Source organism: Amycolatopsis sp. NPDC049253 (assembly GCF_040678995.1).
In the GTDB taxonomy this organism is placed as follows: Bacteria; Actinomycetota; Actinomycetes; order Mycobacteriales; family Pseudonocardiaceae; genus Amycolatopsis.
In genome coordinates this window covers 29,314-55,940 of sequence record NZ_JBFAQX010000024.1, presented here as the reverse complement: position 1 = coordinate 55,940, position 26,627 = coordinate 29,314, and the positions used below count along the sequence as shown (strand labels likewise).

Sequence of the window (26,627 nt, the reverse complement as noted above, 5' to 3'; positions counted from 1 at the left end):
CGCGGGCCTTTTCCGGGCACGTTCACGGTGGGCTCCCAGGCGTCCGAGAGGTTTACGGACAACTGTCCGAAGAAGTTCGCGGTGAACCCGGAGTTACGGATACCTGAAAAGCGAATCCCGCTCACCGGGCTGACTATGGTGTGGCGCATGAGTCTTCACGTGGTGATCGGGTTCGGCCCGGCGGGGGCGGCGACGGCGAGGCTGCTCGCCGAACGGGGCGAGCGGGTGAAGGTGATCGGCAGGTCATCGCGGCCCGAGGAGCCGGGGCTCGAACACGTAGTGCTCGACGCCACCGACAGCGCCGCGCTGACCGCCGCAGCCGAAGGTGCTGACGCGATTTACCAGTGCGCGAGCCCGCCGTACCACCGGTGGACGCGCGACTGGCCGCCGCTGGCCGACGCCACCGCCGCGGCGGCCGAGGCGACCGGCGCCGTGCTCGTGGCACTGGGGAACCTGTACGGCTACGGGCCCGTCGAAGGTCCGATCACCGAGGACCTGCCGCTCGAGGCGACGGGACCCAAGGGCCGCGTGCGCGTGCAGCTGTGGAAGCAGCTGCACGATCTGCACGAGCAGGGCCGGATTCGCGCTGCCGAGGTGCGGGCGTCGGACTTCTTCGGCCCGGGCGTGACCGACGGCGGGCACCTGGGCTCGCGCGTGGTGCCGGCGGTGCTCAAGGGGCGCAAGGTCCAGGTGATGGGCGACCCGGACGCGCCGCACAGCTGGACCTACATCCCGGATGTCGCGCGCACGCTGGTGCGCGTCGCCGCGGAGGAGAAGGCGTGGGGCCGCGCCTGGCACGTGCCGACGCTGCCGGCTCGGTCGTCGCGCGTGATGGTCGGCGTGCTGTGCGAAGCGGCGAGTGTGCCGCCGGTCGGCGTACAACGGCTTCCGGCGCCGTTGCTGCGACTGGCCGCCGCTGTTTCACCCTTGCTGCGAGAACTGCAGGAGGTGCGCTACCAGTTCGACCGTCCGTTCGTGGTGGATTCCCGTGCCTTCACGGAATTCTCGGGCGAGGAAGCCACCCCGCTCCGCGAGCAGGCGGCGGCGACGATCAACTGGTGGCGTGATCGGTCGGCTACCGAGGGTTGACCCGCGGTCGGGGATTTTCGCACGAATTCCTGGACGCTCTTGAAAATCCGATCGCCACGGGGCAATCTCTCACCTACTGGGTGGGCGATCGGCGCGAGGAAGTTCTGTCATGGCGTCTTGGGGATCTGCTGCGCACAAAATCGGAAATCGACCGGACATCGCTATTGTCGGTATCGGGTGCCGTTTTCCCGGCGCTCGGAACGTGAACGAGTACTGGGATCTGCTCAGCGAGCCGAAACCTCAGTTCAGGACCGTCCCGGATTCGAGGTGGCGCCGGGACTCGTTCTACCACGACGATTTCCGGGACACCTCGGCCGCGTACTCCGACAAGATGGCGCTGCTCGACGACGTGGGCCACTTCGACGCCGGGCACTACGGCATCCCGCCGCGCCGCGCGAAGTCGCTCGACCCGCAGCACCGGCTGCTGGTCGACCTCACCCGCGAAGCGCTGCAGGACGCCGGCTGGGAGGCTGGCGGCTTCGAGCGCGAAGACACGTCGGTGATCATGTCGCTGTCCGACAGCGGTTACCGCGAGATGAGCACGCTTCACCTTCGCCTGCGGCAGCTCGCGGGCGGCGAGTTCGGCCGCTCGGCGGGTGCCGAGCTGGCCGAGGCGGGTTCGGCCGTCGGCGGCCTGCACGCCACGGCCATGGCCGGGCTGCTGCTCAACATGGGCCCGAGCTCGATCAGCTCGGTGTTCGACCTGCACGGCGAGAGCTACGCACTCGACGCCGCCTGCTCCGGCGGCCTCACGGCGGTGGCCAACGCGGTGTTCGCGCTGCGGGCGGGCCGCTGCCGCATCGCCGTGGCCGGTGGCGCGCAGCTGGTGCTCACGCCGGACCTGCTGGTGGGTTTGTGCCGTATCGGCGCGGTTTCCCGCACCGGCGAGTGCCGGCCGTTCGACAGCCGGGCCGACGGGTTCGTGCTGGGTGAAGGCGCCGGCGTGCTCGTGCTGCGTCCGCTGGCCGACGCGCAGGCCGCCGGCGACCGGATCTACGCGGTGATCCGCGGCGTCGGGCTGTCCAACGACGGCACGGTCAAGGGCGGCATGATGCCGCAGGAGGCGGGCCAGCTGCTGGCGCTGCGGCGCGCGTACCGCGACGCCGACGTGGAGCCCGGCTCCGTCGGGTACCTGGAAGCGCACGGCACGGCGACGTCGGTGGGCGACGACGTGGAGATCAACGCGCTGGGCGAGCTGCGCCGCGATGCGACCACGCCCGCGTACCTCGGCGCTGCGAAGTCCGTGGTGGGGCATTCACTCGGGACCGCCGGGATCGCCGGGCTGATCAAGTCGGTGCTGTCGGTCCACAAGGGACAGATTCTGCCGCAGCCGGACTTCGAGCCCGCCGGGCACCTGGCGCTGGACGAGGCCGGGCTGCGGGTGGCCGGCGAGATGACGCCGTGGAGGGCCGATGGCCCGCGCCGCGCGGGGGTGAGCGCGTTCGGCTTCGGCGGGACGAACGCGCACGTGGTGATCGAGGAATCTCCCGTGGCACCAACGGTTTCTCCGGCCGTCCCGCAGTTGCTGCTGCTGACCGCGCGCGACCGCGCGGGCTTGGCCCGGCACGCGCGTGAGGTCGCGGAAGTCCTCTCGCGCGAGCCCTTGCCGCCGGCCGCGGTGGCGTCCACTTTGGCGCGCCGCACGTTGCTCGCCGAACGGCTCGCCGTGGTGGCCGACGACGCCGCCGATGCGGTGTCGAAGCTGGTGGCGGCGTCCGTCGCGCTGGAATCCGGGTCGACGGGGGAGCTGGCGCCGGCGACGTACGCGGGTGTCGTGGCGCCGGGCGCCGAGGTGCCCGCGCCGGAGCTGCCGCTGCCGGAGCTGGCCGCGCTGGCGGTGACCGGCGCCGGGCTGCGGCCCGCGATCGGCCGGACGCCGCCGTGCACGCTGCCGCCGAGCCCGCTGAGCCCGCGTAACCATTGGGTCGTCGACGAGGCGAAGCGGGCGAAGGCACGGTCGTTGCCGCCTCTGAGTGGTTCGGTGGCGGTGGAACTCGTTGAGTCACCGGGGATTCCGGCTTCGCGGGACGTGCTGGCCGTGGTGCTGGAGGAGGTCGCGCGCACGAGTGCGTTCCCGGTCGGTGACCTGTGCGCCGGGCAGGCGTTGATCGACGATCTCGGGTTCGACTCCCTCATGCTGACGGAGCTGGAAGCCAACCTCCGTAAGCGCTTCCCCGGACAGCGGTTCGGGATCGAGCAGGAACGCGGTGTCACGGTCGGTGCGGTCGCGGGGCTCATCACGCCGGCGGTGCCGGTGCCCGCGCTGCCGGCTTCGGAGACCTTCGCGTTCGACCCGGCCACGGCGTCGATCGACGACTTCCCCGAGGCCGCGGCGATCGACGCGCGGCTGCGGGAGTTCTCGGACCTCGGCGTGCCGAACCCGTACTTCCGCAAGCACCAGGGGCTGCTGACCAGCACGACGACCGTCGGCGGCCGGCAGTACCTGTCGTTTTCCAGCTACAACTACCTGGGGCTGTCCGGCCACCCCGCAGTGACGGCTGCGGTGCACGACGCCGTGGAACGCTATGGCAGCTCGGTGTCGGGCAGCCGCCTGCTCGCGGGCGACCGCGACCTCACGCGTCGGCTGGAGTCGGAGCTGGCGGCGTTCCTCGGCACGGACGACTGCCTCGCGCTGGTGAGCGGCCACGCCACCAACGTGAGCGCCATCGGCCACCTCGTCGGCCCCGGCGACCTCATCGTCCACGACTCGCTCGCGCACGACAGCATCCTGCAGGGCTGCACCCTCTCCGGCGCGACGCGCCGCCCGTTCCCGCACAACAACGTCGCGCAGCTCGAAGACATCCTGCGCCGCACGCGGGCGCGCTTCCGCCGCGTGCTCATCGTGGTCGAGGGCGCGTACAGCATGGACGGCGACCTCGCCGACCTGCCGGGCCTGATCGAGGTGAAGAAGCGCTACGGCGCCCTGCTGATGGTCGACGAGGCCCACAGCATCGGCACGGTCGGCACCACGGGCGCCGGCGTCGGCGAGCACTTCGATGTCGAGCGGTCCGACGTCGACCTCTGGATGGGCACGCTCTCCAAGTCCCTCGCCGGCTGCGGCGGCTACCTGGCCGGCTCGTCGCGCACGGTCCGGTGGCTGCGCTACTCGCTGCCGGGCTTCGTCTACAGCGTCGGCCTCACGCCCGCCAGCGCCGCCGCTTCGCTCGCCGCCCTGCGCGTCCTGCGCGCGGAACCCTCGCGCCTGGCGCGGCTCCGCGAAAACTCGCGCTCGTTCCTGCGGCTGGCCCAGGCGGCGGGCCTGCCCACCGGCTCGGCCTCCGCGACCCCCATCGTCCCCTGCGTCATCGGCGACTCCACCACGACCCTCCGCCTGGCCGGCACCCTCTACGACCGCGGCATCATCGTCGACCCGATCCTCCACCCGGCCGTCGACGAATCCCAAACCCGCCTGCGCTTCTTCCTCACCACCGACCACGACCCCACACAACTGCAGTACACGACGACAACGGTGGCCACGGAACTCGCCCGGCTGCGGGCTCAGCGGTGAGCGCCCGCGCCGGTTCTTGCCGGCGCGGCCACTGGTGTTGCGCCCATCCGAACTCGCCGGGAGCCGGGCATCCCCGACCCACGGAGCCGCGCGAAACCAAGCTCCTCAAAGTGCGCAGCCAGCCCGGAGCTCACGAGCGCCTAAAGCAGCATCCGTTCGATCCGGTCGATCGGCTTCTCCTCCGCCGCCGGGATCTTCGCGGCCGGAGCCGGAGCCGGTGCGACGCCCATCCGCTCGGAGAGCAGGTAGGCGATGATCTCCGCCTCCTGCTCCTGGGCGTCGTCGTAGGTGGCGCGCATCAGCATGTCGCGGACGATGTCCGGGTCGAGGTTGGGGAACAGGGACCGGGCGCTCTCGTCGTCGAGCAGGCCCGAGCCGCGGTGGCAGCAGATGATGTGACCGAGCTCGTGCAAGATGATGTGCTCCTGGTGTGCGCCGGTGGTGTTGGCGTCGAAGAAGATGAGGTCTTCTTGTTGCGCCGCGACCCACATGCCGCACGGGTGGGAGGCCGGCATGGGCATCGGCACGAGGGTGATGGGCCGTTCGCGGATGGTGCCCAGCCGTTCGCACAGCGTCGGGAGGTCGCAACCCTCCGGCAGGTCCAGCTCGGCGATCCGCCGCGCGCCCTCTTCGCGCATCCGCTTGAGCTGGTCTCGACGCTCCTCCGCCATGCTCAGCCCGCCGCTTCGTCGCTGACCGGCGGCAGGCCCTGCATCTGGCGGTACTGGTCCATGATCGTGGTGATCGCCTGCAGGTTCTCCTCACGCATCCCCGCCGCGCGCATCGCGACCGCACGCACGCCGGCCTGCCGCATCGCCTCGAGGGCGGCCAGCTCGCCCAGCACGTCGCCCGCCACCTTCTCGTCGAAGAAGTACGCGACGGACACCCCGAAGAACTTCGCCAGCGCCGCCAGCAGCTCCTGCGACGGGTTGGTGCGCTTGCCCGACCGCAGCTGCGACAGGTACACCGAGCCGACCTTCAGCTCCGGCGACTCGCGCTTCAGCTCGGCGGCCACCTCGGCGTTCGTCCAGTGCTTGCCCTGCGGACGCACCGTGCGGAACAGATCGTCGAGCCTGGCGGCCAACGTCGGCCGAGTGTCATCACTCGAGTCACTGGACATGTCCGCCCCCTCCGGTCAGCGACTGATTGCTCTCAGCTAGGTCGACTATCCCAGATTAGCTGACAGTTGACAATCAGAGCTCCCCTGCACAAGACTGTGAGCAGCGCGAGTTAGCTGTTAGTTAACTCGCCAACACAGGCTTAGCGGTAGGCGTTGCACTGCCGCGGGGCGGCGCTGGGGGTGTCGCTCCGCCGGTCCGCCGGCCGGGCCCGGAGGCAGCCGGATTCAGCGAACTGCCTCCGGGCCGGCGAGCTGCGCCCATTCGTCGGCCCAGCGCACCGCGCGCCGGTGGTCGAGTACGCGCCGGGCGATCCAGAACGCGCCGGCCAGCAGGCCGATCGCGCACAGCCACGTGAAGGTGGCCACGAGCACGCCGTTGGTCACCGCGTCGGCGTGGGTGAGCGGGGCGGTGGTCTGCTTGCCGTTGTCGTCCAGCCAGATCGGCGCCTGCGAACCGGGGTTGCCGGCGCCCGCGGGCACCGTCACGACGCCGGTCTGCGGCGAGCCGTTCGGCAGCCGCCAGCTGGCGAGCACGCGAGAGCTGTGGGAGATCGGGGCGCTGTCGCCCGTCGACGCCGGCTTCGGCGCGGGCGCGAGCACGGTCGCGGTCACTTGGTGGCGCGCCTGAAGCTGCGCGTCCGACGCCGCGGTCTCGTGGGAGGCATCGGCTTTGCCGAGCAGCACCACGAGCGGGAGCGCCAAGATCGCGATCAGCGCGGCCAGGCCGGCGAGGAGACCCTCGATCCGGTCGGAGCGCCGCACGAGCGGATTGCGCGCGAACCCCAGTCGTCGCAAGAAACGAGTGAAGAGAAGAGGTGGTCTGCCAGCCCGGGCCTTGTTCCGCATGAACACCATGGTCCTCTTACACGCCCGCGCGCGCTGTGTCCAGCACAACGTTTTCTTTGGTTTTCCTGGGAAAACAGTGTGTTCCTCAGCACGCTCAAGGTGGTCACCCCACTTGTGGGTGAACGCCGTCACTTCGCGTCGTGATCGACTTGCCCGATGCTCGCCGTGCGTTGAATGCGGAGCCCGGAAACCGGTGTCAGTCGACGAGCCGGACGGTCGCGGTGGTGCTGTACGACTTGCGTCGTGTGATGCCGTGCTCCGCCACGATGCTCAGCTGGATCGACCGGTCGGACGGGGCCCAGTAACCGGTGCGCACGAAGTATCCGTCCATGGTGCAGAGGCGGTTGGCGGTCTTGCGCGAGCTGATCGCTTCCCAGCCCCAGTGCCGGCCGCTCGCTTCCACTCCGTTGCGCCGGACGTGGAGGCGCGGGTTGCCGACCTGGCGGCAGTACTCCGCACCTTCGGCGATGTAGAGCACGCCGTCGACCTTGTAGAAGCGGTTGCCGTCGAGCAGGCTCACCTGACCCGACAGCGTGACGTTCACGCGGCCGCCGTCGTTTCCCTCCATCTCCCAGTCGACGCAGAATTCCTTCGCCGGAGCTTCGATCGACTGGGTCATGACCGCGTCCCCTTCGTGCACTGTTTCGAGAAGATTCGATTAGAAGATAGGGAAGAATCGCAAGGTCGGAAGGTTCTGGGAACGGTTTTCACCCGATAAGGCTCACGGCTCGACGGATTGTGTTCGACGCATGAATTGCCGGCATTTTTCAGCGCACCGGGTGATGGTGGACACGGGAAGTGAAATCGCATTACCCGGAACCGGTCATGTCCCACCGTTCGGCTGGGCGGTGTGGGTCTCGGTCGAGGCCGGTCGTGTCGGCAGCGTGAGCGCTCACTATGACGGCGGTCATAGTGAGTCGATCAGGGAAACCGTGCTACCCATGGGTCATGACAGCTGTCATAACGACCGTCGAGCCGGCGACCGCCGGCGCCGTCGAGAGCCTCGTGCGAGCGTGCTCGCCGGAGAGCCTCGCGTGGCGCTTCATGCTGCCCGGGCGCCCGGCGCCGGACTGGATCCTGGCGCGCTACCGCGCGTTCCTGCTCGCCGGCGAGGCCCTCGTCGCGAAGGTCGGCGATGTCGCGGTCGGCTTGGTCAACCTCGTGCCGGAAGGCGAGCGCCGGGCCGAGCTCGGCGTGCTCGTGGCCGACGCCTGGCGTCGCCGCGGCATCGCGAGCGCGCTCGTGCGCGGCGTGACCGACGACGTCCGCTGGGCCGGCTGGACTCTGCACGCCACCGTCCAGGTCGGCAACACGCCGGCCGAGGGCCTGCTGCGCGCGCACGGCTTCCGCCCGGTCCTGACGTTCGAGCGGGGCGAGAAGGAGTTCGAACGGGTCGTGCCGACTAGCATGACCGGTGTCATGAAGGAGGTCGTCGGTGGCGGAGTCGGAGAGGCCGGCGCGGGACCGGATGGTGTTCAGCGCCGCGCAGCTGCTGCGGACGCAGGGCGTCGGCGGTACGGGCCTGCGGGACGTGGTGGCCCACGCGAACGCGCCGCGGGGGTCGCTGCAGCACTACTTCCCCGGGGGTAAGGAGCAGCTCGTCGCCGAAGCGGTCGCCTGGGCGGGCCGGTACGCCGCGCGCCGCGTGCGCCGCAATGCCGAATCGCTGGAAGACGCGACGCCGGGCAACCTCTTCGCCGCGATGGTCGCGCCGTGGCGCGCCGAATTCGCAGACCAGGGATTCGGGAACGGCTGCCCGATCGTCGCCACGGTCGCCGATTCCGCCGCGATGAGCGAAAAGCTGCGGGAGAGCGCGGCCGGCGCGTTCGCCGAATGGCGTAAACCGCTCGTCGAAGCATTGGAGCAGATGGGCGTATCTGCCGCACGCGCCGCTTCGCTGGCCGTGCTGATGATCAGCTCTCTCGAGGGCGCGATCGTGCTCGCGCGCGCCGAGCACGACGTCGCCCCGCTCGACTCGATCGTCGAGGAGCTGCGGCCGCTGCTGGACGGCGCCGTGGACAAGCGCCGCCGCAAGCTCGCCTGATGCGTTGTCGGTTACCAATCCGACCACAGTCACGGCGGGAACAGTTGCCGGACGTGGTCACGTCCTGCTGGATTCCCGCCTACTTCTGGTCGGATTGCTAGCGGCGGCCGAGCTTCGCGCGCAGGTTGGCGACCGTCGCCGGGTCGTGCAGCAGCTTCCCGAAGTGCTGCGACTCGACGTCCATCCGCTCGCGCACACTCGTGCTCTCGGTATCGCGCAGCAACTCGCGGGTCAGCGCCAGCGATGAAGCCGGCTGCGCGGCCAACGCGGCCGTCCGGTCGGCGACGCGGGTCTCCAGCGCCGCCGTGTCCGCCAGCACCTCGTTCACGAGCCCCAGTCGGTGCGCCTCGGGGGCCGGCACGCGGTCGCCGAACAGCAGCAGCTCGGCGGCACGCTGCGGGCCGACCAGGCGCGGCAGCACGAAGCTACTGCCGAACTCCGGCACCAGCCCCAGCGACGTGAACGGGAACTGCAGGTAGCTGCGCTCGGTCGCGTACACGAGGTCGCAGTGCAGCAGCAGCGTCGCACCGATGCCGACGGCCGGGCCGTCGACGGCCGCGACCACCACCGCGCGCGTGGCGAGCAGCGCCTCCTGGAACCGCCGCACGGGCGTGTCGTCGCCGGCGGCGGAATCGTCGTGCGCGAGGAAGTCGCCCAGGTCGTTGCCCGCGGTGAACGTGCCGCCGGCGCCGGTGAGGACGACGATCGGCGTGGCCGCCGTCTCCAGCGCTTCGGCCAGGGCCGAGTACAGGGCCGTGGTCAGCGCGTTGCGCTTGTCCGGACGGTTGATCGTCACGGTGGTGACGGCTTCGCCGGCCACGACGTCGATGCTCATGCCCCGAGAGTTCCACAACGGAACTCAGCCGGTCAACGCCGCCTCAGTGCGGCCGCGGCCGGTAGTCGACGCCGCGCGGCACATCACGATCGGCGCCACCCTCGGCATCGCGGACCGCCGGTCAGGCCGCCGGATGTCCTTCGTGCGCCGACCCGGCGGCCGTCCACGACATCCGCGCGGTCTACGTGCGCGGGGCGGCCGTCACAGCTCCGCCACCGCGCTGACGAGCCGGTCGACCTCGGCCGCCGTCGTGTACGGCGCGATGCCCGCGCGGACGGCGCCCGTGTCGCCCAAGCCGAGGTGGCGGGAGCACTCGATGGCGTAGAAGCTCGCGGCCGGCGCGTTGACGTTGTGGCTCGCGAGGTGCTCGTACACGGCCTTGGGTTCATGGCCCGTCACGGAGAACAGCACGGTCGGCGTGCGTTCGCGGCCGGGGGAGCCGTGGCGGACGACCTGCGGCAGTGCGGCGAGCCCGTCGTCGAGGCGCTGCAGCATCTCCCGCTCGTGCACTTCGAGCGCGGCCAGCGACGTGGCGAGCCGCTCGCGCCGCGTGCCCTCGGCGGGCACCAGGTTCGCGAGGAAGTCGATGGCCGCGGTGGTGCCGGCGAGCAGCTCGTAGGGGAGCGTGCCCAGCTCGAACCGCTCCGGCACGGCGTCGCTGGACGGCACGAGCTTGTCCGGTCGCAGCGTCTCCAGCAGCTCGGGCGCGGCGGCGAGCAGGCCGAGGTGCGGGCCGAGGAACTTGTACGCGGAGCAGGCGTAGAAGTCGGCCCCGAGCTCGGCGATGTCCACGGTGGCGTGCGGCGTGAGGTGCACCCCGTCGACGTAGCTGAGCGCCCCGGCTTCGCGCACCTTCGCCGTGATCGCCGCGATGTCCGGCCGCGTGCCGAGCAGGTTAGACGCCGCCGTCACGGCCACCAGCCGCGTCCTGCCGGTCAGCAACGACGTCACCGCCTCGACCGGCAGCTCACCCGTCGCCGGGTCGAAGTCGGCCCACCGCACGGTGACCCCGCGCGCAGCCGCCGCCTGCACCCACGGCCGGATGTTGGCGTCGTGGTCGAGCCGCGTGACCACGACTTCGTCCCCGGCCTCCCACGTCTTGGCCAGCGCGCGCGAGAAGTCGTACGTCACCTGCGTCATGCTGCGCCCGAAGACCACGCCCTCGGCCTGCGCGCCCAGCAGATCCGCGACAGCCTGCCGGGCTGCCCGGACGACCCCGTCCGCCCGCCGCTCGGCCGGTGTAACGGTGCCCCGGTTGGCGATCGCGGAGCAGAGGACGGCCGCTACGGCTTCCCCCACCACGTCCGGCACCTGCGAGCCCCCGGGCCCGTCGAAGTGCGCAGCCCCTTCGGCAAGGGCGGGGAAGTGCTTGCGGATCGCGTTCACGTCGTAGGCCACGCAGCCCAGCATGCCGGAAGCGATCAGGCGGGTGCGAGAGCGGTTGGTCGACAGTCGAGACGACCGGTCATATAATCGACAGATGCCACGTCCCAGCGTTCGTGAGGTGATCGTCGACACCGCGGTCACCGAGTTCCACCGCTACGGCTTCGCCGCGTGTTCCGTCGACACCATCACCCGGGCGGCCGGCGTGCCCAAGGGGTCGTTCTACAACCACTTCAAGAGCAAGGAAGACCTCGGCGCCGAGGTGGTCGCCCGCTACGCCGAGAGCTCCGGCTGGCGCGACGGCCACGGCGACCTCGGTCCGCTCGACACGCTGCGCGCGCGGTTCACCGTGATGCGCGACGTGCTGGTGGACAACGAGTTCACCCGCGGCTGCCTCATCGGCAACATGGGCTCCGAGCGCGCCGACCACAGTCCCGTGATCCGCAAGCAGGTCGGGGAGAGCCTCACGCACTGGTCGGACAGCATCACCGACTCCATCCGCCAGGCGCAGGCCGCCGGCGAGGTCAAGGGCGACAAGGACCCGGAGCTGCTCGGGCGGTTCGTGCTCGACGCTTGGGAGGGTGCGATCATCCGTACCAAGGTGGCCAAGAGCGTCGCCCCGCTGGACGACTTCTTCGACGTGGTGTTCGGCTCCCTGCTGTAGGAAGGTGCCCCCAGCGTGCTCGCCGACCTGGTGGACGAACTGCTCGCCCAGCCGCTCCCGTGGCCCATCGTCCAGGCCGGTGACCCGGTGCTGCGCACGGCGGCGTCGCCCTATGAAGGCGAGCTGAGTGAAGCCGCGCTCGCCGGGCTGATCGAGGGCATGAAGGAGACGATGCACGCGGCGCCCGGCGTCGGGCTGGCGGCGCCGCAGATCGGGCTTCCGGTGCAGCTCGCCGTGATCGAGGACTACGAGCGGCCGAACACCCCGCCCGAGGTGCTGGCGGCGCGTGGGATCGGGCCGTTGCCGTTCCGCGTGCTGGTGAACCCACGGTACACGGCGCTCGGCTCCGAGCGGGTCGCGTTCTTCGAGGGCTGCCTGAGCGTGAACGGCTGGCAGGCCGTGGTCGCACGGCCGTTGCGGGTCCGGCTCGAAGCGCAGGACGAGACGGGTGCGACCGTCGACGAGGAGTTCGCGGGCTGGCCCGCGCGCATCGTCCAGCACGAGACCGACCACCTGGGCGGTGTCCTCTACCTCGACCGCGCGGAGCTGCGTTCGCTGTCGACGCACCAGTCCGTGGCGCAGCGGTGGGCGCAGCCGACGCCGGCCGACGCGGCCAAGGAACTGGGCTTCGACCTGCCCTGAAAAACCTGGGTGCCTGATTCTCCGGCGGTCCTTGACAGCATCTAAGACGACCGGTCATATTCAGCTCATGACAACTTACCGAGCTCTGGAAGTCACCGGAAGCCGCCAGTTCGCGCTCAGCGAGCGGGAGCTCGTCGCGCCGTCGTACGGGCAGGTCCGGGTCAAAGTGGAGTACTGCGGCGTCTGCCACTCCGACGTGCTGGCGGTCGAGGGGATGCGTGCCGACCCGGATGTGCCGCGGGTGCCCGGGCACGAGATCGTCGGGGTGATCGACGCCGTCGGCGAGGGTGTGCGGGCGTGGCACGTCGGCGAGCGCGTGGGCATCGGTTACCTGGGCGGGCAGGACGGCGAGTGCGAGTACTGCCGCCGCGGCGACTTCGTCAACTGCGCCGACCAGCCGTGGACCGGCACGCACGTCGACGGCGGTTACGCCGAATACACCTACGCCCGCGCCACCGGTCTCGTGCGCATCCCGAATGGACTGTCCTCTTCGGACGCTGCGCCGTTGCTGTGCGCGGGGATCACCACGTACAGCGCGTTGAGCAAGCTCGACGCGCGGCCCGGGTCGCTGGTCGCGGTGCAGGGCATCGGCGGGCTGGGCCACCTCGGCGTGCAGTACGCGAAGGCGCTGGGCTACCGCGTCGCCGCGATCGCGCGCGGCACGGACAAGGCCGAGCTGGCCACGCGTCTCGGTGCGGACGAGTACGTCGACAGCACCGCCGGCGACCCCGGCGCGGCGCTGCAGAAGCTGGGCGGCGCGGCGGCGATCGTCGCGACGGCCTCGAGTGGTGCGTCCATGTCACTGCTGGTCACGGGGCTCGCGCCGCGCGGGCGGCTGGTGGTCGTCGGCGCGGCGCCCGACCCGCTGTCGATCGGCACCACGGACCTGATCTTCGGCACGCGTACGGTGGCCGGCAGCCTCACCGGTTCGGCCATCGAGAACGAGGACGGCCTCGCCTTCGCCGAGGCTCGCGGCGTGCGGCCGATGAACGAGATCGTCCCGTGGACCGACGCCCCGAAGGCGTACGAGCGCATGATGTCCGGTCAGGCGCGCTTCCGCGTCGTCCTCGACCTGGCGGCCTGAGGCGGCCCGGGCCCGTGGCGGCTTCGACCGCCGGCGGCCCGTTCACCCCGATCGGGCTGAGCCAGATCCCGGTCGAGCTGAGTTTTTTGTCGGTGCCCGCTGCTAGCGTCCTCCCCTGTTGGTATTCGACTGGGAGGATCGCATGGAATCGTTGCAGGTCAAGGCAAAGGCGTTCAGAGAGCTGCACGCCCAGCCGATGGTGGTGCTGCCGAACGCGTGGGACGCCGGCAGCGCGGCCGTCGTCGAGCACGCCGGCGCGAAGGCCATCGCCACCACGAGCGGCGGCGTCTCGTGGGCGCTCGGCCGCGGTGACGGCCAGGGTTTGACGCGCTCGGAGATGACCGGCGCGGTGCGGCAGATCGCCCGGGCCGTCTCGGTGCCGGTCACCGCCGACATCGAAGGCGGCTACGGCCCGGACCCCGCGGACGTCGCCGCGACCGTCGCGGAGGTCATCGGCGCCGGCGCGGTCGGCGTCAACCTGGAGGACTCCCGGGCGGGCACGCTCTCGCTGTTTTCGCCGGAGGCCCAGGCCGCACGTCTGGAGGCAGGCCGTACGGCCGCTGCGTCGGCCGGCTTGCCGGAGCTGTGGATCAACGCCCGGACGGACGTGTACCTCTTCGGCATCGGCGAGCCGGAGGGCCGCTTCGACGACGTCGTCGCGCGCGCCCACGCATACGCCGAGGCCGGCGTGGACAGCATCTTCGTGCCGGGCTTGGTGGACCTGGCGGTGCTTCGGGAACTGACGGCCGCGTCCCCTCTCCCGGTCGCCGTCATGGCCGGGCCCGGCGCTCCGTCGGTGTCGGACTTCGCCTCCGCCGGCGTCCGCCGCGTCACCGTCGGCACGGCACTGGCCCAGAGCGCCTACGCCGTCGCCCTCCGCGCGACCCAGGAAATCCTCGGCACGGGCACCTACGACGAACTGGCCTCCGGGATGGATTTCGGCGCTCTGAACGGCTTGTTCAAGTGAGCGCCCTCGCCGGCGCGGAGGTGAGTGCCGTGTAATCCGCGCCCTGGCCCCAGCCGCGTCGGGGGCGGCTGGGGCAATACTGCACCGCACGGATCACCGGGGACCGACCCCTGCCGACACAGCGGGCTCGAACCGCGTGGGTCCAGGGGACGGGATCGCGTGGATGGTGCAGGTTCGGGTCGCGTGGACCCTGCGGAGCTGAACCGCGTGGACTGCGCCGGTTCGGGCTGGGCGGGTTCGGTGGGGGCTGGATCGCGAGGATGGCGCGGGTTCGAACGGCGTGGGCCGTGCGGAACTGGACCGTGGACGGCGGGGTTCCGCAGAACTGGGCTGCGTGGACGGCGCTGGTTCGGGCAGGGTGGGTGCCGTGGGTGTGGATCGCGTGGACCATGTGGGTTCGAACGGGCCGGGTTCTGCGGGAGCGGACGGCGCGGACCGTGTGGGTTCGAACGGGCCGGGTTCTGCGGGAGCGGACGGCGTGGACCACGTGGGTTCGAACCGCGTAGAGCCGCCGGGGCTGGACCACGCTGGTCCTACGGGTTCGAAACGCGTGGACCGTGCGGAGCTGAGCGTGGGTGGCCCGGCGCCGTATCGCGCGGATAGCCCGAGGCTGAGCGGGGTGGAACGTCCCACCGCTATCCAGGTGAATCCCGCGGAACCGGACCGCACGGACCACCCCGGGGATCTGATCCCGGCGGATGACGGCTGTCGCCTCTGGACGACGGTCGTCGGCGAGGGTGGGGGCGAGCCGGTCATCCTGTGCCACGGCGGGCCGGGCCTGTGGGACATGTTCGGTGACCTCGCTGCCGCGCTGGCCACTCGCCTGCGTGTGATCCGGTGGGACCAGCGCGGGTGCGGCCGCTCGGAGCGCCGCGGGCCGTACTCGGTCGCGCAGACGATGGCCGACCTGGACGCCGTCCGCCGCTACTATGGGCTGTCCCGCGCCGCTGTCCTGGGCCATTCCTGGGGGGCGACGTTGGCGCTGCGCTACGCCTTGGCCCACCCGGCCCACGTCACCAAGCTGGTTTACGTGTCCGGGACCGGCCTGGGCCGCGCCTGGCATCCGGCCTACGAGCGCAACCTCGACGCCCGTCTCGGCCGGGACTTGCCGCGGCTCAGGGAGCTGAACTCTCGCGCCCGGACGCCGGCCGAGGACCGAGAAGTCGCTGTCCTGCAATGGACCGCGGACTTCCCCGACCCCTCGACCGCCCGCTCCCACGCCGAGCGGATGGCCACACCGTGGTTCCCGATCAACTACGACTGCAACGCCGCCATCAACACCGAGGAGAAACGCCGGTCCCCGACCGAAGCCGAGCTCGTCGCGGCCTGCCGCGCCCTGCCGACTCCCACCCTGATCGTCGACGGTGACCAGGACATCCGCCCCCGCTGGGCCGTGGACGCCCTCCACGCCGCCCTCCCGACGGCGACGCGCGTCAGCCTGCCGGGCGTCGGTCACGTCCCCTGGCTCGAAGCGCCCGACGCCGTCGCCACGGCCCTTCTGGATTACCTCGCCCCGCAGCCTAGACACCCAGGGCTCAGGTTTCCGGGCAGCTAAGCGGGCAGGTAGTTGATCGGATGATCACCCGTCGCCCACAGGTACTGCACCGCGTAGGCGCGCCACGGTTGCCAGGCCGCCGCATGCCGGGTCAGGGCCGAAGGCGACGTCGGCAGATCCAGCGCCGCCGCGGCCAGCTTCACCCCCAAGTCCGTGGGCACGAACGCATCCGGATCTCCCAGCGCCCGCATCGCGATGGTCTCCACCGTCCACGGCCCGAACCCCGGCAGCGCCGACAGCTCGGCGCGGGCGCGAGCCCAGTCCCCACCGGGCGAAAGGTCGAGGTCGCCCGCGGCGAGAACGGCGACGAGGCCCAACAGCGTCCGACGGCGAGACTGCGGCATCGCGAGCGACGAAGGATCCAGGTCCACGAGATCGGCCGGCGTGGGAAAGAGAAAACCCAGGCCGCCCTCACGGTCGTCGACGGGGGTGCCGTGGGCCGTGACCAGGCGGGCGGCGTGGGTGCGGGCGGCGGCGGTGGACACCTGCTGACCCAGCACCGCCCGGATCGCGAACTCCTCCGGATCCGTCGTGCGCGGCACCCGGCGCCCGGGGTTCTTCGCGACCAACGGGGCCAGCGCCGGGTCCGCGGAGAGCTGAGCGTCGACCGCGATGGGATCCGCGTCGAGGTCCAGCAGGCGCCGGCAGCGGCTGATGGCGGCCGACAGGTCGCGCAGGTCGGTGAGGCTGAGGCGGCACGCGATGTGGTCGGGCGTCGGCGCCAGCGAGACGATGCCGTGGCCGTTCGGAAGACGCAGGGTGCGCCGGTACGCGCCGCCACGCCATTCCTCGACGCCCGGCACGGCGGTGGCCGCCAGGTGGCCGAAGAGGTTGTCCGGGCACAGCGGCGCGCGGAACGGCAGCCGCAGCGAAAGCGACCCCGGCGACGACGGCGCGCCGGACGCCCGCGACCGCAGCTCGCTCGGCGTCAGGGCGAACACCTGGCGCACGGTGTCGTTGAACGTCCGGATGCTCGAGAACCCCGCGGCGTGCGCGATGTCGCCCATCGGCATCTCGGTGGTCTCGACCAGCAGCCGCGCGGTTTCGGCGCGCTGCGCCCGCGCGAGCGCTAGCGGCCCGGCGCCCAGCTCCGCGTGCACCTGCCGCTCGACCTGCCGCACGCTGTATCCGAGCCGCGCCGCGAGCCCGCCCACGCCCTCGCGGTCGACCACGCCGTCGGCGATCAGCCGCATGGCGCGCGCGACCACGTCGGCGCGCTCGTTCCACAGCGGCGACCCCGGCGTGACGTCGGGCCGGCAGCGCTTGCACGCGCGGAACCCGGCCGTCTGCGCCGCCGCCGCGCTGCCGTAGAAGCGCATGTTCTCGACCTTCGGCGGCACGACCGGGCAGCTCGGGCGGCAGTAGATACCGGTGGTGACCACAGCGGTGAAGAACCACCCGTCGAACCGGGCGTCCTTCGACTGCACCGCGCGCACGCAGCGTTCGATGTCCTCGTACACGCCCGTCAGTCTGCCCGGCGGCACCGACAAAACCTGGCGGGAATGCGACACCATCCCACCGAGCGTCACACTCGGCGAAGGCGAAGGGGCACTTTCCCGATCATCGAAAAACCATACCGACTGGTTGGTGATGATCACCCTTTCGGCGGTGTGTGCCGAAGTGCGATCGCTGTAGTTTTTCGCGCTGGCGGGAATTCCTGGGAAGTTCGCCATACGCGTCCGGGGGCGTTCCCTCCTGTTCGAGTCCGGTCCTTCGGCCGGGTTTTCTCCATCGAAATTCGATTGAATGAAGAAGCATATTTCGCTGGTTCTGAGCGTGCTCGTGGGCGCCGGTTCGATGCTCGCGCTGGCCCCGTCCGCCAGTGCGGCCGGCACCTGCGCCTCCGCGCACTTCTGCCTGTTCGAGGACGACGACTACAAGGGGCAGCACGTCGATGTCGCCTACCGCGCGGGCGCGATCGACCTGTCCAGGACCAAGTGGGCGGGAGGCAACGGTTTCGTGACCAACGGCGCGAGTTCGATGAAGAACAACACGAGCCACGTCGTGAAGCTCCACGGCTCCGGCAACTGCGGTGGCGACCAGGGTTACGAGGCCAAGAAGAATTCGGTGGACACCGACTTCTCGAACAACGGCTTCGACAACAAGGCCAGCTGCGTGTTGTTCTTCTGCCCTGAAAACCACGAATAGTGCCGCCGGAAAACAATTCCGGTGGCACTATTCGTCGTCTCCGATGGTCACTCAGCGCTACCGCTGACAACCTCCCCCAGACTTCAGCTCGAATTCACCGCCGTGATCGTTCACGGCGCGCCGGCAGCCGGATAACGTGCCCATCGCGGGACGAACCACGCACGATCCGGCCCGCGTTGAGACGTTTCAACACCCGCTCCACCGGCGAAGAATGACTGGGGAAGCCGTCGACGGTGAGCACAACCCATGTGCCGCACGCGTGCGGCCGTCCGCCCTCCCGCGGGCAGGAGCGCCGTCGGGACCGCACTGGATCGGAGCGACGTGGACAACCCGACGCGACGCAAGTTCCTCACCGTCACCGGAGCCGCCGCCGCGCTGGCGCTCGCCGGGACGCTGCCCGGCATCACCGCCTCCGGCGCCACGACCGTGGACACCGACCGCGTACCCGGCTACCCGTTCACGCTCGGCATCGCTTCGGGCGACCCGTTGCCCGACGCGGTCGTCATCTGGACGCGCCTGGCGCCGAAGCCGCTGGAACCGTTCGGCGGCATGAACGACCGTCCGGTGTCGGTGCGCTGGGAGGTGGCCGAGGACGAGCGGTTCCGCCGCGTCGTGCGCTCCGGCAACGCGCTCGCCCGGCGCGAGGAGTCGCACAGCGTGCACGTGGACGTCCGCGGGCTGCGGCCGTGGCGGCACTACTTCTACCGCTTCCACGTCGGCGGGCACACCAGCCCGGTCGGCCGCACCCGCACGTCGCCGACCGCGCACCAGTCGGTGGCCGCCGTCTCGCTGGCGTACGCGAGCTGCCAGGCCTGGTACGAGGGCTTCTACACCGCCTACCGCGACATGGCGGCGAAGGACCACGACGTGGTCTTCCACCTCGGCGACTACATCTACGAGTACGGCGTGGGCGCCGACGGCGGGCTGCGCAAGCAGGACATGGCCGTGGACTTCCAGCGCGAGACCACGACGCTCGACGACTACCGCGGCCGCTACGCCCTCTACAAGACCGACCCCGATCTGCAGGCCGCGCACGCCGCCGCGCCGTGGATCGTCACGATCGACGACCACGAGGTCGAGAACAACTGGGCCGGCGACATCTCCGAGAACAACGACCCCGTCGCGCAGTTCCTCGTGCGGCGCGCCAACGCGTTCCGCGCGTGGTGGGAGCACCAGCCCGTGCGCGTCTCGCAGCTGCCGACCGGTCCGGACATCCAGATGTACCGCCGCTTCCAGTACGGCGATCTGATCCGCTTCAACGTCCTCGACACCCGCCAGTACCGCGACGACCAGGCCGCGGGCGACGGCACCAAGGCCCCGAACCCGGACTCGCTCGACCCGAACCGCACGATCACCGGTGCCGCGCAGGAGAAGTGGCTGCTCGACGGCATGGCGCAGCGCTCCGCGCGCTGGGAGGTGCTCGCGCACCAGACCGCGATCGCGCAGCTCGACACCGCCGCGGGCCCGCCGGTGCTCGTGCCGATGGATACGTGGGACGGCTACGTCGCCTCCCGCAAGCGCATCCTCGGCGGCGCGCAGGACCGCAAGGTGCGCAACCTGGTGAGCATCGCGGGCGACCTGCATCGCAGCGTCGCTTCGGAGCTGCGGCCCGACTACGCGGACCCGAGCTCGCCGGTCGTGGCGACGGAGTTCGTCGGCACGTCGATCACGTCGGGCCAGGACGGCATGGACCTCGACGCCGGCGGCCAGACCATCCTCGACGAGAACCCGCACGTCAAGTTCGGCAACTTCCAGCGCGGCTACGTGCGCTGCGAGGTCACCCCGCGCGAGTGGACCGCCGACTACCGCGTGGTCGACAAGGTCTCCATCCGCGACGGCAAGGTCACCACGCGCGCGAAGCTCACCGTCGAAGACCGCGTCCCCGCCATCCACGTCCACTGACAGGAGTTCCCCCATGCAGCCACGTCACCTCGCGGTGGCCGCCGGCGCGGTCGTGCTCGGTGTGGCACTGGCGACCGCCGCCCAGAGCAGCCCGGCCACGCCGACTCTGGCGCTGTCCGCCACCCCCGGGCAGGTTCAGGTCGTCGGCCTGCCGTGCCTGCCGAGCGCCCTCACCGTCGGCATGACCAACAACGGCCGTGGCTCGGTGTACGCGGACATGGAGCTTTCCGCGCGTTCGCCGCTGGCGCTCGACCGGCGGGTGTTCTCGTCGTGGCTGCCTGTGGGCCAGCCGGTGTCGGTTCGGGTCGGGGTCACCGTGCCGCGGACTGCGCGCCCCGGCCACTACACCGTGGACTTGTCGGTGGACCGCTCGCGCTTGTCCGTCCCGGTCGACGTCCTTCCCTTGCCGCCCAAGGGCCCCGGCGACAACCTCCTCCTCGGCGAACAAGCCACGCCGTCGTCGACCAACGGCAGCTTCTCCCCGTGCGGCGCCGTCGACGGCGATGCGGACGGCGACCACTGGTCCACCACCACGGGCTGGAACGACGGCACGAAGTCCGTGTTCCCGGACAACTACGCCGTGACCCTGCCCGCCGCCGGCGCGGTCGGCCGCGTCGTCACCGACACCCTCGACTCCACCAAGTACCCGGCCGCGAAATACGGCCTGCGCGACTTCGACGTCCAGGCCCACGTGGGCGGCGCCTGGGTCACGGTGGCTTCGGTGCGGGGCAACACCTCGGGCTCGGTGACGTCCACGTTCCCGGCGGTGCAGGCCGATGGGGTGCAGATCGTGACGTTGGATTCGAATGATCACGCGTATTCGCGGATTGTGGAACTGGAGGCATACTCCAGCTGACCGCTCACGACTCAACCGTGCGGCGGACGCCGTCGCCACCGCCATCACCGCCGCGCCGGCGATCAGGGTTGAATCCGCCGGCGAGGGCGCCGAACGGTTGCATTCCGTAGACGAGGAACCGCCACGTCGCGGTGGCACGGGAGAGCAGTTCGGGCGCGATGAGGGTTTGGCGGAGGGTCTGCTGGTTCACGCCGTACAGCCGCACGCCGCGCATCACCTGTCCCGCCATGGCGGCGGCGGCCCCACCCGCAGCGATGACCGAACCGACGACGCGGGCGCCCCTCGCTCGTGCACGCCGTGGACCCCGGCGAGAGGGCCGCCGTCGCGCGCAATTCCGCCCCGGACGACTGCGCGCAGTCTGATCGGACCGTTGCGCGGGCTAGACCCATTGCCATCAACCGCAACAGCCGATCGGTGTTCTCGACCCTGCGCCGTGTGCAATCCCATCCGCGACTCGCCAGACAAGCCCCGCCCTCTATCCTTGCCAGGCCCCAAAAATCGGTCGACGGCGAATCTGTGGACAACTGCGGGTGCTCGGGAGGGACCTGTGGACAAGCGCGGGATACCCCTTGACATGAGGTTCCGAGGACTCCTCGTGCGGCTACGTTGCCTCGGAACGACATCCGCGCAAGGAAGGCGCCGTCGAGAGCGCAGCCCATGGTGGTGGAGCTGGGTATCAAGGCGTTGTCGGTGGGAAACACGGCCGCGTGGCACCATTGTCGGGACTGTGCGGCAACCACTTCGAAGAGATTCGCGACGCCGGCGAGGAACACGACAACCAGCAGTTGCACCAAGCTCAGGACCCCGAACGCTGCCTCGACGGGCACCGAGCCGATGAGTACCAGTTGCGCGATATCGGCCGTCACGAGCAGGCGCCGGTACGGCAGGCGGTCCACCCAGGCGTCGGTGTGGAGGCCGAGCAGGAAGTGCAGCAGGAGAGCCGCGGCGCCGAGGAGTCCCATGCGGACGGACGAGGCCGGCAACGTCAGCCCGGCCGCCAACGGCAGCGCGACGTTGGTGACGCTGGAGCCGAGCAGTGATACCGAATTGCCGAGGAAGAGCCGGCGGAAGGAGGATGTGCCGCGCCACGTGGGCGAGGTTACGCCGAAACGTGGTGGAGCCGCGTCACTCGGTGAAGTCAGGCTGAAACCCGTTCCCGCTCACGACGTGCGTCCACAACCCGCAACCCCGCCAGCAACCCCGTCAGCCCGCGATGCCCGCGTGTGAAGATCGCGAACAGGCCGCTCACCACGATCCACAGCCCGGTGAACGTCGAAGGTTGAGCGCTGGCCATGGCAACCCCGAGCGCGACGAAGTACCCGCCCGACCCGAAGACGAACCGCACCAGCATCTGCAGCACCGAAGGCTTTTCGTCATTGGAGTTCACCGCCGTCAGGAGCACCGCGCGCTGTCCGGGTGTCGCGCCTTTGCCGGCCAGGGGTACCGCCAGCAGCAGGACCAGCGCGGGCAGCCACTCGCCGAGCACGGCGTTCACGAGAGGATTGCCGGGGCCACGAAGACTGTCCGGGTCGCGCAGGAGCTGGACGGCGACCACGACGACGTTCAACGCCACGCCGAGCAGCGTCACCGCGATGAGGTCGAGCAGCATGCCGAACAGGCGACGCCCGCTGCGGACGGGGCGGGGGGCCTTCGCGTCGAGGCGTTCGTGGGGGCGGCCCAGCACCGGGGCGGCCAGGGCGCCGACCGCGGCGCCGAGGGTGTTGGACAGGAGGTCGCCCGTGTCGAAGAGGCGGTAGGGGCAGTCGACGAGGAACCAGACGCCCGTGAGCTGCGTGGTCTCGATGAAGAGCGACACGAGGAACCCGGTGGCGATCGCGAAGCCCGGGCCCTTCCGGTACAGGCGGCGCATGAACACGCCCCACGGCACGAACAGCGCGACGTTGAACAGCACCTGCCGCAGCGCCGGATTGCCGAGCAGTCCGGTGTGGAACTGCTTCATGTCCGAAAGGAACTGCAGCGGGTTCACGACGGGGTGACGCAGCGACTCGTGGCTCGCGCAGAAGGCGGCGTCGACGACGGGCGTCGGCACGAGCGTGTACGTGATCAACGCGCAGCAGTACACGAGAAACCCCAGCGCGGCGATCGCGCGCCCCGGGCCGAACTCGCCGCGGCGGCGGTAGCTGAGCACGGCGTAGGGCACCACCAGCACGAACGCCAGCCCGAACCCGCCGAACAGGGCCAGCAACGTCGGCCCGCTCCACTCTGTCACTGACCCCTCCACCTCCGTAGGCGCGCCCGAGGGTAGCGATCTTGGCCGCGACCCACCGGTCGAGGGACACTGGCAGCGGTGCGTAATCTGCACGCGGAGGCCTGGAGAGAGGAGCCGTTCGTGGACGACGACATCGAGGACAACGCCGACACCGGCGTGCTCGACCCCGAAGACACCCTCGAGGACGGCGACCCGTACGACGAGGGCTACTCGCCGCCGGAGAAGCCGCTGGCCGTACGCGAGTGGGGCATGACCGCCGCGGAGGAGCTGGCCGGCGAGAGCTGGGAGGGCCGCCTCGCGCGCGAGCTGCCGGACCTGGCCTACGACGACGGCGACGACCTCGGCGACACCACCGACACCGACGGCGAGCTCCTCGACGACGAAGTCGGCGACGCCCGCGCGGGCCGCCTCGTCGCCCAGGATGCGGGCTTCGGCCCGGACACCGACGAAGAGCTCTACGCCTCCGACGCCGGCATCGACGGCGGCGCCGCGTCCGCCGAGGAGGCCGCCGTCCACATCGTCACGCCGCGAGACTGAACCTGGCGGTGACGGGACTGGTCACGTCGAGCTGGGGTTGCTGAGCGGGGTTTCAGCCGGTCGGTGACAGGGGTGGTTTCACGGCCGGCCGTCGCGCGCGGTCTCCAGACGTCGCGTTTGGGTTGCCGGCCGATCTCGGTCGGTGACCCGGGTGATTTCACAGGGTGGTGGTCGTCGCGAGCGGTCCAGCGGCGACGTGCTCGGGTTGCCGGTCGGTCCGGGGCGGCCGGTGGTCGTGGTGGTGTCGCAGCTGATCTTGGCTGTTGCGAGCGGTCCCTCGGTGACGTGCTTCGGTTGCTGGCCCCAGGTTCGGCAAGTGGCCGGGGTGGTTTCGCGGCGTTGAACTCGGCAGCACGGTCGGTCTCTTCGCGACGCGCTCGCGGTGCGGACCGACCTCGGCAGGTGGTCGGGGTGATGTAGGGGCTGGTGTCGGTCCCCCCGAGCGGCCCTCGGCGATGCGGTCGCGTTGGTGAGCGGAGTCCCGGCAGGCGTTGCGCGAGGTGTGACTCGGTGGAGACGACGGCGTCGCGAAAGGACCCCTCGACCGGTCCACCGAGGCGGCAGCGGCGGGTGTTCCACAGACTCACCGCGCGGCCCACTGATCTTCGCGATGTGTCCGAGAGTCGCCGTAGCGGTGCCCTTCACAGCGCGCCGGCCCAGATTGAGGTCGGGAGCAGGTAGGGGCGCAGCAGGGCGGTGAGCTCCGGATCCCCGCGGTGGTGGAGGGCGTTTTCGGCCAGGCGGCGGGTGACGCCGGCCAGGAAGTCGGCGAGTTGGACGCGCGGGTCGGCGCGGGAGTCGACGAAGCGGATGTCGCGGGTGGGGCCGAGGAGGGTGGCGAGGCGTGCGGGGGTGAGTGAGGGCTGTTCGTCGTGGATGACGGTGGTGGGGTGCCAGTGGGTGATCGTGTCGACGAGGGCCGGCATCAGGGGGTCGAGTGGCGGGACCAGCGATGGATCGGCGAGGAGCCGATCTCGTAGTTCGGTCAGGTGCTCGCGAGCCGGTGGTGGGTCGATCCGCGGGTCGACCGACTCGCGTTGCGGCGGCCGGATCCGTGGGCGCTCGACGTGGTTTGACTCGCGCTGGTGCTGCGACCAGCGCTGCTGCACCTGCGAACAGGACACGTCCGCGCCCCACTCAGGCACCCGGGCGAGAGAACTCAGCACCTCGTCCTGGGTGAAGAACTCCGACGGCGTCAACCCCGGCCCCCGCCGTTGCGAGGTTCGCAGCAGAGCGGTGAACGACCGCAGGAACTCACTCCACCGCGCCCCGTGAAGTCGGGGGCCGTCGTGGTGGAGGGTGACGGCGCGGGAGTCCGGTCGGCGGGCGAGGCAGCCGGGGTAGGGCACCCGGTCGACGAGGAGGTCCACGACCTTTCCGGTGACGAACAAGGCCTTGTCCACCAGTACGACCCCGGCCCGCCCCGCCAAGGGCCCCGACGGGCCCAAGAACCACACCAGCGCCGCGCGGTTCTTGGCGCGCAGCAGGTGGTTCGCCTTGTACTCCAGGGCCGGCGAACCGATTCGCGACCGAAGCTCGCCGACGCAGTCCGCAGCCTCCCCAGCGCCCACCCGTACGCCGGCGTGCGCGAAGACGGCCGTGTTCGCCCCGATGAGGTTGACGCCCTCGGAGCCGGACTCGTCGCACGCAATCGTCCCGGACACCACCGCCATCCTGCCAGGACCGACTCGCCGGCGCACCGGGTTTTCAAGCTAGAGTCCACAATGGACTCAACCCAGCGTGAACGGGTCCCGCGTCCCTCCGGTCAGCTCCACCCAGACGGCCTTCTCCTCCAGGTACTCGTCCACCGCGTGAACCCCGTTCTCGCGCCCCAGCCCGGAATTCTTGAAGCCGCCGAACGGAACCGACGGCGCCACCACCCGATAGGCGTTCACCCACACCGTCCCGGCCCGGATCCGGCCCGCGACCCGATGTGCGCGGTGCACGTCCTTGGTCCACACCGCCCCCGCCAGTCCGTACGGCGTGTCATTGGCCAGCTTCACCGCTTCGTCCTCTTCGGTGAACGTCAACGCCGCCAGAACGGGCCCGAACACCTCCTCCCGGTAAACCGTCGACTCCGGGGTGACCCCGGTCAGCACCGTCGGCTGCACGAACAGCCCACCCAAACCGGGATCCGCGACACCCCCATACGCGACCGTCACCCCCTCGGCCCGCGCGGTTTCCAAGTACGACAACACCTTTTCGTACTGTGGCTCGTTCGCCACCGGTCCCATCTCGGTCTCCGCGGCGGTCGGATCGCCCAGCCGAATCGCGGCGGCGCGCCGAGCCACCAGCCGCACCAGCTCGTCGTGGACGTCCGCGTGCACGATCAACCGCGAACCCGCCATGCACGTCTGCCCGGTGGCCGCGAAAACGCCCGCCACGATCCCGTTCGCGGCCGCCTCCAGGTCCGCGTCGGGGAACACGACCTGAGGCGACTTGCCGCCCAGTTCCAAAGTGACCTTCACCAGGTTCTCCGCCGCCGCCCGCGCGACCGCCCGGCCGGTCGCCGTCGATCCCGTGAACGCGACCTTGTCCACGCCCGGGTGGCCGGCCAGCGAGGCACCCGTCTCGCGCGAAAGACCGGTCACGACATTCACCACCCCAGGCGGAAAACCGGCCTCCGTGACCAACGCGGCGAACCCCAGCGTCGACACGGGCGCGTGTTCGGAAGGCTTCACCACCACGGTGCACCCGGCGGCCAACGCCGGCGCCAGCTTCCACGTCAGCAACAACAGCGGCGAGTTCCACGGAGTGATCGCCGCGACCACACCCACCGGCTCGCGCTTCGTGTACACGAGGTAGTTCGGGTTGGGCGACGGGATCTGCCGCCCCTCGATCTTGTCCGCCAGGCCGGCGAAGTAGTGGTACCAGCCGCCCAGGGCGGTGAGCTGGCCGAGCATCTCGCGCAGGAGCTTGCCGGAGTCGTTGACCTCGAGGCGGGCCAGCCGTTCGGCGTTCTCGCCGATCAGGTCACCCAGCCGGCGCAGCAGCGCGGCCCGGGTGAAGCCCGTCGCGGAGCCCCACTCGCCGTCGAGGGCGGCGCGGGCCGCGCGCACGGCGGCGTCGACGTCCTCGGGCGCGCAGTCGGGGAGCACGGCCCAGGGTTCGCCGGTGTAGGGGTTGCGGGATTCGAACGTCTTGCCGCTGATCGCGTCGACGGCGCGACCGCCGATGAGCATCTTGAAGTGTTCGGGCATGGCCCACCTCTCCTCGG

At 70.7% G+C, this 26,627-nt stretch carries 26 protein-coding genes; 15 read left to right on the top strand and 11 right to left on the bottom strand.

The window, feature by feature from the left end:
* The first annotated feature begins 147 nt into the window (after positions 1-147).
* Positions 148-1,089 carry an NAD-dependent epimerase/dehydratase family protein gene (locus AB0K15_RS36355; RefSeq protein ID WP_364061192.1) on the top strand — a complete coding sequence of 314 codons (942 nt, stop codon included), beginning with the start codon at positions 148-150 and terminating at the stop codon, positions 1,087-1,089.
* 109 nt (positions 1,090-1,198) lie between these two features.
* Positions 1,199-4,597 carry an aminotransferase class I/II-fold pyridoxal phosphate-dependent enzyme gene (locus AB0K15_RS36350; RefSeq protein WP_364061189.1) on the top strand — a complete coding sequence of 1,133 codons (3,399 nt, stop codon included), beginning with the start codon at positions 1,199-1,201 and terminating at the stop codon, positions 4,595-4,597.
* Positions 4,598-4,737: 140 nt separating this feature from the next.
* On the opposite strand, the gene AB0K15_RS36345 is transcribed toward AB0K15_RS36350, so the two are convergent.
* The 4 genes from AB0K15_RS36345 to AB0K15_RS36330 all read right to left on the bottom strand — a co-directional run bounded on the left by AB0K15_RS36345 (position 4,738) and on the right by AB0K15_RS36330 (position 7,182).
* Positions 4,738-5,268 carry a toxin gene (locus tag AB0K15_RS36345; RefSeq protein ID WP_364061186.1) on the bottom strand — a complete coding sequence of 177 codons (531 nt, stop codon included), beginning with the start codon at positions 5,266-5,268 and terminating at the stop codon, positions 4,738-4,740.
* A 2-nt stretch (positions 5,269-5,270) separates the two neighbouring features.
* Positions 5,271-5,717 (bottom strand): helix-turn-helix transcriptional regulator, encoded by a 447-nt coding sequence (locus AB0K15_RS36340; RefSeq protein ID WP_364061183.1) that lies wholly within the window; start codon positions 5,715-5,717, stop codon positions 5,271-5,273.
* 225 nt (positions 5,718-5,942) lie between these two features.
* Complete coding sequence (locus tag AB0K15_RS36335; protein ID WP_364061180.1) at positions 5,943-6,512, bottom strand: hypothetical protein; 570 nt, start codon at positions 6,510-6,512, stop codon at positions 5,943-5,945.
* 247 nt (positions 6,513-6,759) lie between these two features.
* Complete coding sequence (locus AB0K15_RS36330; protein ID WP_364061177.1) at positions 6,760-7,182, bottom strand: hypothetical protein; 423 nt, start codon at positions 7,180-7,182, stop codon at positions 6,760-6,762.
* Positions 7,183-7,511: 329 nt separating this feature from the next.
* Here AB0K15_RS36330 and AB0K15_RS36325 point away from each other — a divergent pair, with 329 nt between their 5' ends.
* Positions 7,512-8,153 (top strand): GNAT family N-acetyltransferase, encoded by a 642-nt coding sequence (locus AB0K15_RS36325; protein WP_364061174.1) that lies wholly within the window; start codon positions 7,512-7,514, stop codon positions 8,151-8,153.
* Positions 8,095-8,607 (top strand): TetR/AcrR family transcriptional regulator, encoded by a 513-nt coding sequence (locus tag AB0K15_RS36320; protein ID WP_364061171.1) that lies wholly within the window; start codon positions 8,095-8,097, stop codon positions 8,605-8,607. Before AB0K15_RS36325 ends, AB0K15_RS36320 begins: the two co-directional genes overlap by 59 nt.
* Before the next feature lie 97 nt (positions 8,608-8,704).
* Here the strand turns inward: AB0K15_RS36320 and AB0K15_RS36315 are convergent, their stop codons facing one another.
* Both AB0K15_RS36315 and AB0K15_RS36310 read right to left on the bottom strand, forming a co-directional pair.
* Positions 8,705-9,442 carry an enoyl-CoA hydratase-related protein gene (locus AB0K15_RS36315; protein WP_364061168.1) on the bottom strand — a complete coding sequence of 246 codons (738 nt, stop codon included), beginning with the start codon at positions 9,440-9,442 and terminating at the stop codon, positions 8,705-8,707.
* Between the two features lie 201 nt (positions 9,443-9,643).
* The gene (locus AB0K15_RS36310) at positions 9,644-10,840 is read right to left on the bottom strand and encodes a cysteine desulfurase-like protein (protein ID WP_364061165.1); all 1,197 of its coding nucleotides are present in this window, start codon (positions 10,838-10,840) and stop codon (positions 9,644-9,646) included.
* An 82-nt stretch (positions 10,841-10,922) separates the two neighbouring features.
* Here AB0K15_RS36310 and AB0K15_RS36305 point away from each other — a divergent pair, with 82 nt between their 5' ends.
* From AB0K15_RS36305 to AB0K15_RS36285, 5 genes are all read left to right on the top strand, one after another.
* Entirely contained in the window at positions 10,923-11,489 is a 567-nt protein-coding gene (locus tag AB0K15_RS36305) for a TetR family transcriptional regulator C-terminal domain-containing protein (protein ID WP_364061162.1), read from the top strand.
* Positions 11,490-11,504: 15 nt separating this feature from the next.
* The gene (locus tag AB0K15_RS36300; RefSeq protein WP_364061159.1) at positions 11,505-12,131 is read left to right on the top strand and encodes a peptide deformylase; all 627 of its coding nucleotides are present in this window, start codon (positions 11,505-11,507) and stop codon (positions 12,129-12,131) included.
* A 67-nt stretch (positions 12,132-12,198) separates the two neighbouring features.
* Complete coding sequence (locus AB0K15_RS36295; protein ID WP_364061156.1) at positions 12,199-13,215, top strand: alcohol dehydrogenase catalytic domain-containing protein; 1,017 nt, start codon at positions 12,199-12,201, stop codon at positions 13,213-13,215.
* A 142-nt stretch (positions 13,216-13,357) separates the two neighbouring features.
* Positions 13,358-14,182 carry an isocitrate lyase/phosphoenolpyruvate mutase family protein gene (locus AB0K15_RS36290; protein ID WP_364061153.1) on the top strand — a complete coding sequence of 275 codons (825 nt, stop codon included), beginning with the start codon at positions 13,358-13,360 and terminating at the stop codon, positions 14,180-14,182.
* Positions 14,183-14,801: 619 nt separating this feature from the next.
* Positions 14,802-15,737 (top strand): alpha/beta hydrolase, encoded by a 936-nt coding sequence (locus AB0K15_RS36285; RefSeq protein ID WP_364061150.1) that lies wholly within the window; start codon positions 14,802-14,804, stop codon positions 15,735-15,737.
* Here AB0K15_RS36285 and AB0K15_RS36280 read toward each other — a convergent pair.
* A complete protein-coding gene (locus tag AB0K15_RS36280; protein WP_364061147.1) occupies positions 15,734-17,197 on the bottom strand; it encodes an AlkA N-terminal domain-containing protein in 1,464 nt (487 codons plus the stop codon). The genes AB0K15_RS36285 and AB0K15_RS36280 overlap by 4 nt on opposite strands.
* Here AB0K15_RS36280 and AB0K15_RS36275 point away from each other — a divergent pair.
* The 4 genes from AB0K15_RS36275 (at position 17,184) to AB0K15_RS36260 (ending at position 20,643) form a co-directional block, all read left to right on the top strand.
* Complete coding sequence (locus AB0K15_RS36275; protein WP_364061144.1) at positions 17,184-17,372, top strand: hypothetical protein; 189 nt, start codon at positions 17,184-17,186, stop codon at positions 17,370-17,372. The genes AB0K15_RS36280 and AB0K15_RS36275 overlap by 14 nt on opposite strands.
* 111 nt (positions 17,373-17,483) lie before the next feature.
* Entirely contained in the window at positions 17,484-17,885 is a 402-nt protein-coding gene (locus tag AB0K15_RS36270; protein ID WP_364061141.1) for a peptidase inhibitor family I36 protein, read from the top strand.
* 321 nt (positions 17,886-18,206) lie between these two features.
* Positions 18,207-19,787: an alkaline phosphatase D family protein gene (locus AB0K15_RS36265; protein WP_364061138.1), complete on the top strand. Its 1,581-nt coding sequence runs from the start codon at positions 18,207-18,209 to the stop codon at positions 19,785-19,787.
* 13 nt (positions 19,788-19,800) lie between these two features.
* Positions 19,801-20,643, top strand: coding sequence for a hypothetical protein (locus tag AB0K15_RS36260; protein ID WP_364061135.1), 843 nt, complete (start codon positions 19,801-19,803; stop codon positions 20,641-20,643).
* A gap of 4 nt (positions 20,644-20,647) precedes the next feature.
* Here the strand turns inward: AB0K15_RS36260 and AB0K15_RS36255 are convergent, their stop codons facing one another.
* Positions 20,648-20,872 (bottom strand): hypothetical protein, encoded by a 225-nt coding sequence (locus tag AB0K15_RS36255; RefSeq protein WP_364061132.1) that lies wholly within the window; start codon positions 20,870-20,872, stop codon positions 20,648-20,650.
* 478 nt (positions 20,873-21,350) lie between these two features.
* Between AB0K15_RS36255 and AB0K15_RS36250 the strand changes: the two genes are divergently transcribed.
* Positions 21,351-21,683 carry a hypothetical protein gene (locus AB0K15_RS36250; RefSeq protein ID WP_364061129.1) on the top strand — a complete coding sequence of 111 codons (333 nt, stop codon included), beginning with the start codon at positions 21,351-21,353 and terminating at the stop codon, positions 21,681-21,683.
* 98 nt (positions 21,684-21,781) lie between these two features.
* On the opposite strand, the gene AB0K15_RS36245 is transcribed toward AB0K15_RS36250, so the two are convergent.
* Positions 21,782-22,873: a VanZ family protein gene (locus AB0K15_RS36245; RefSeq protein WP_364061126.1), complete on the bottom strand. Its 1,092-nt coding sequence runs from the start codon at positions 22,871-22,873 to the stop codon at positions 21,782-21,784.
* A gap of 120 nt (positions 22,874-22,993) precedes the next feature.
* On the opposite strand from AB0K15_RS36245, the gene AB0K15_RS36240 reads away from it, so the two are divergent.
* On the top strand, positions 22,994-23,410 hold the full coding sequence (locus tag AB0K15_RS36240; RefSeq protein ID WP_364061123.1) for a DUF5709 domain-containing protein: 417 nt from the start codon (positions 22,994-22,996) through the stop codon (positions 23,408-23,410).
* A 641-nt stretch (positions 23,411-24,051) separates the two neighbouring features.
* Here AB0K15_RS36240 and AB0K15_RS36235 read toward each other — a convergent pair.
* Entirely contained in the window at positions 24,052-25,083 is a 1,032-nt protein-coding gene (locus AB0K15_RS36235) for a DUF3800 domain-containing protein (RefSeq protein ID WP_364061120.1), read from the bottom strand.
* Positions 25,084-25,140: 57 nt separating this feature from the next.
* A complete protein-coding gene (locus tag AB0K15_RS36230) occupies positions 25,141-26,610 on the bottom strand; it encodes an aldehyde dehydrogenase (RefSeq protein WP_364061117.1) in 1,470 nt (489 codons plus the stop codon).
* Positions 26,611-26,627: the final 17 nt, after the last annotated feature.

Coding starts and splice junctions, on each gene's coding strand:
- AB0K15_RS36275 (WP_364061144.1), top strand. CDS start 17,184: ATGTCCTCGTACACGCCCGTCAGTCTGCCCGGCGGCACCGACAAAACC.
- AB0K15_RS36260 (WP_364061135.1), top strand. CDS start 19,801: ATGCAGCCACGTCACCTCGCGGTGGCCGCCGGCGCGGTCGTGCTCGGT.
- AB0K15_RS36295 (WP_364061156.1), top strand. CDS start 12,199: ATGACAACTTACCGAGCTCTGGAAGTCACCGGAAGCCGCCAGTTCGCG.
- AB0K15_RS36350 (WP_364061189.1), top strand. CDS start 1,199: ATGGCGTCTTGGGGATCTGCTGCGCACAAAATCGGAAATCGACCGGAC.
- AB0K15_RS36255 (WP_364061132.1), bottom strand. CDS start 20,872: ATGGCGGGACAGGTGATGCGCGGCGTGCGGCTGTACGGCGTGAACCAG.
- AB0K15_RS36355 (WP_364061192.1), top strand. CDS start 148: ATGAGTCTTCACGTGGTGATCGGGTTCGGCCCGGCGGGGGCGGCGACG.
- AB0K15_RS36230 (WP_364061117.1), bottom strand. CDS start 26,610: ATGCCCGAACACTTCAAGATGCTCATCGGCGGTCGCGCCGTCGACGCG.
- AB0K15_RS36345 (WP_364061186.1), bottom strand. CDS start 5,268: ATGGCGGAGGAGCGTCGAGACCAGCTCAAGCGGATGCGCGAAGAGGGC.
- AB0K15_RS36325 (WP_364061174.1), top strand. CDS start 7,512: ATGACAGCTGTCATAACGACCGTCGAGCCGGCGACCGCCGGCGCCGTC.
- AB0K15_RS36290 (WP_364061153.1), top strand. CDS start 13,358: ATGGAATCGTTGCAGGTCAAGGCAAAGGCGTTCAGAGAGCTGCACGCC.
- AB0K15_RS36305 (WP_364061162.1), top strand. CDS start 10,923: ATGCCACGTCCCAGCGTTCGTGAGGTGATCGTCGACACCGCGGTCACC.
- AB0K15_RS36270 (WP_364061141.1), top strand. CDS start 17,484: ATGAAGAAGCATATTTCGCTGGTTCTGAGCGTGCTCGTGGGCGCCGGT.
- AB0K15_RS36330 (WP_364061177.1), bottom strand. CDS start 7,182: ATGACCCAGTCGATCGAAGCTCCGGCGAAGGAATTCTGCGTCGACTGG.
- AB0K15_RS36315 (WP_364061168.1), bottom strand. CDS start 9,442: ATGAGCATCGACGTCGTGGCCGGCGAAGCCGTCACCACCGTGACGATC.
- AB0K15_RS36340 (WP_364061183.1), bottom strand. CDS start 5,717: ATGTCCAGTGACTCGAGTGATGACACTCGGCCGACGTTGGCCGCCAGG.
- AB0K15_RS36235 (WP_364061120.1), bottom strand. CDS start 25,083: ATGGCGGTGGTGTCCGGGACGATTGCGTGCGACGAGTCCGGCTCCGAG.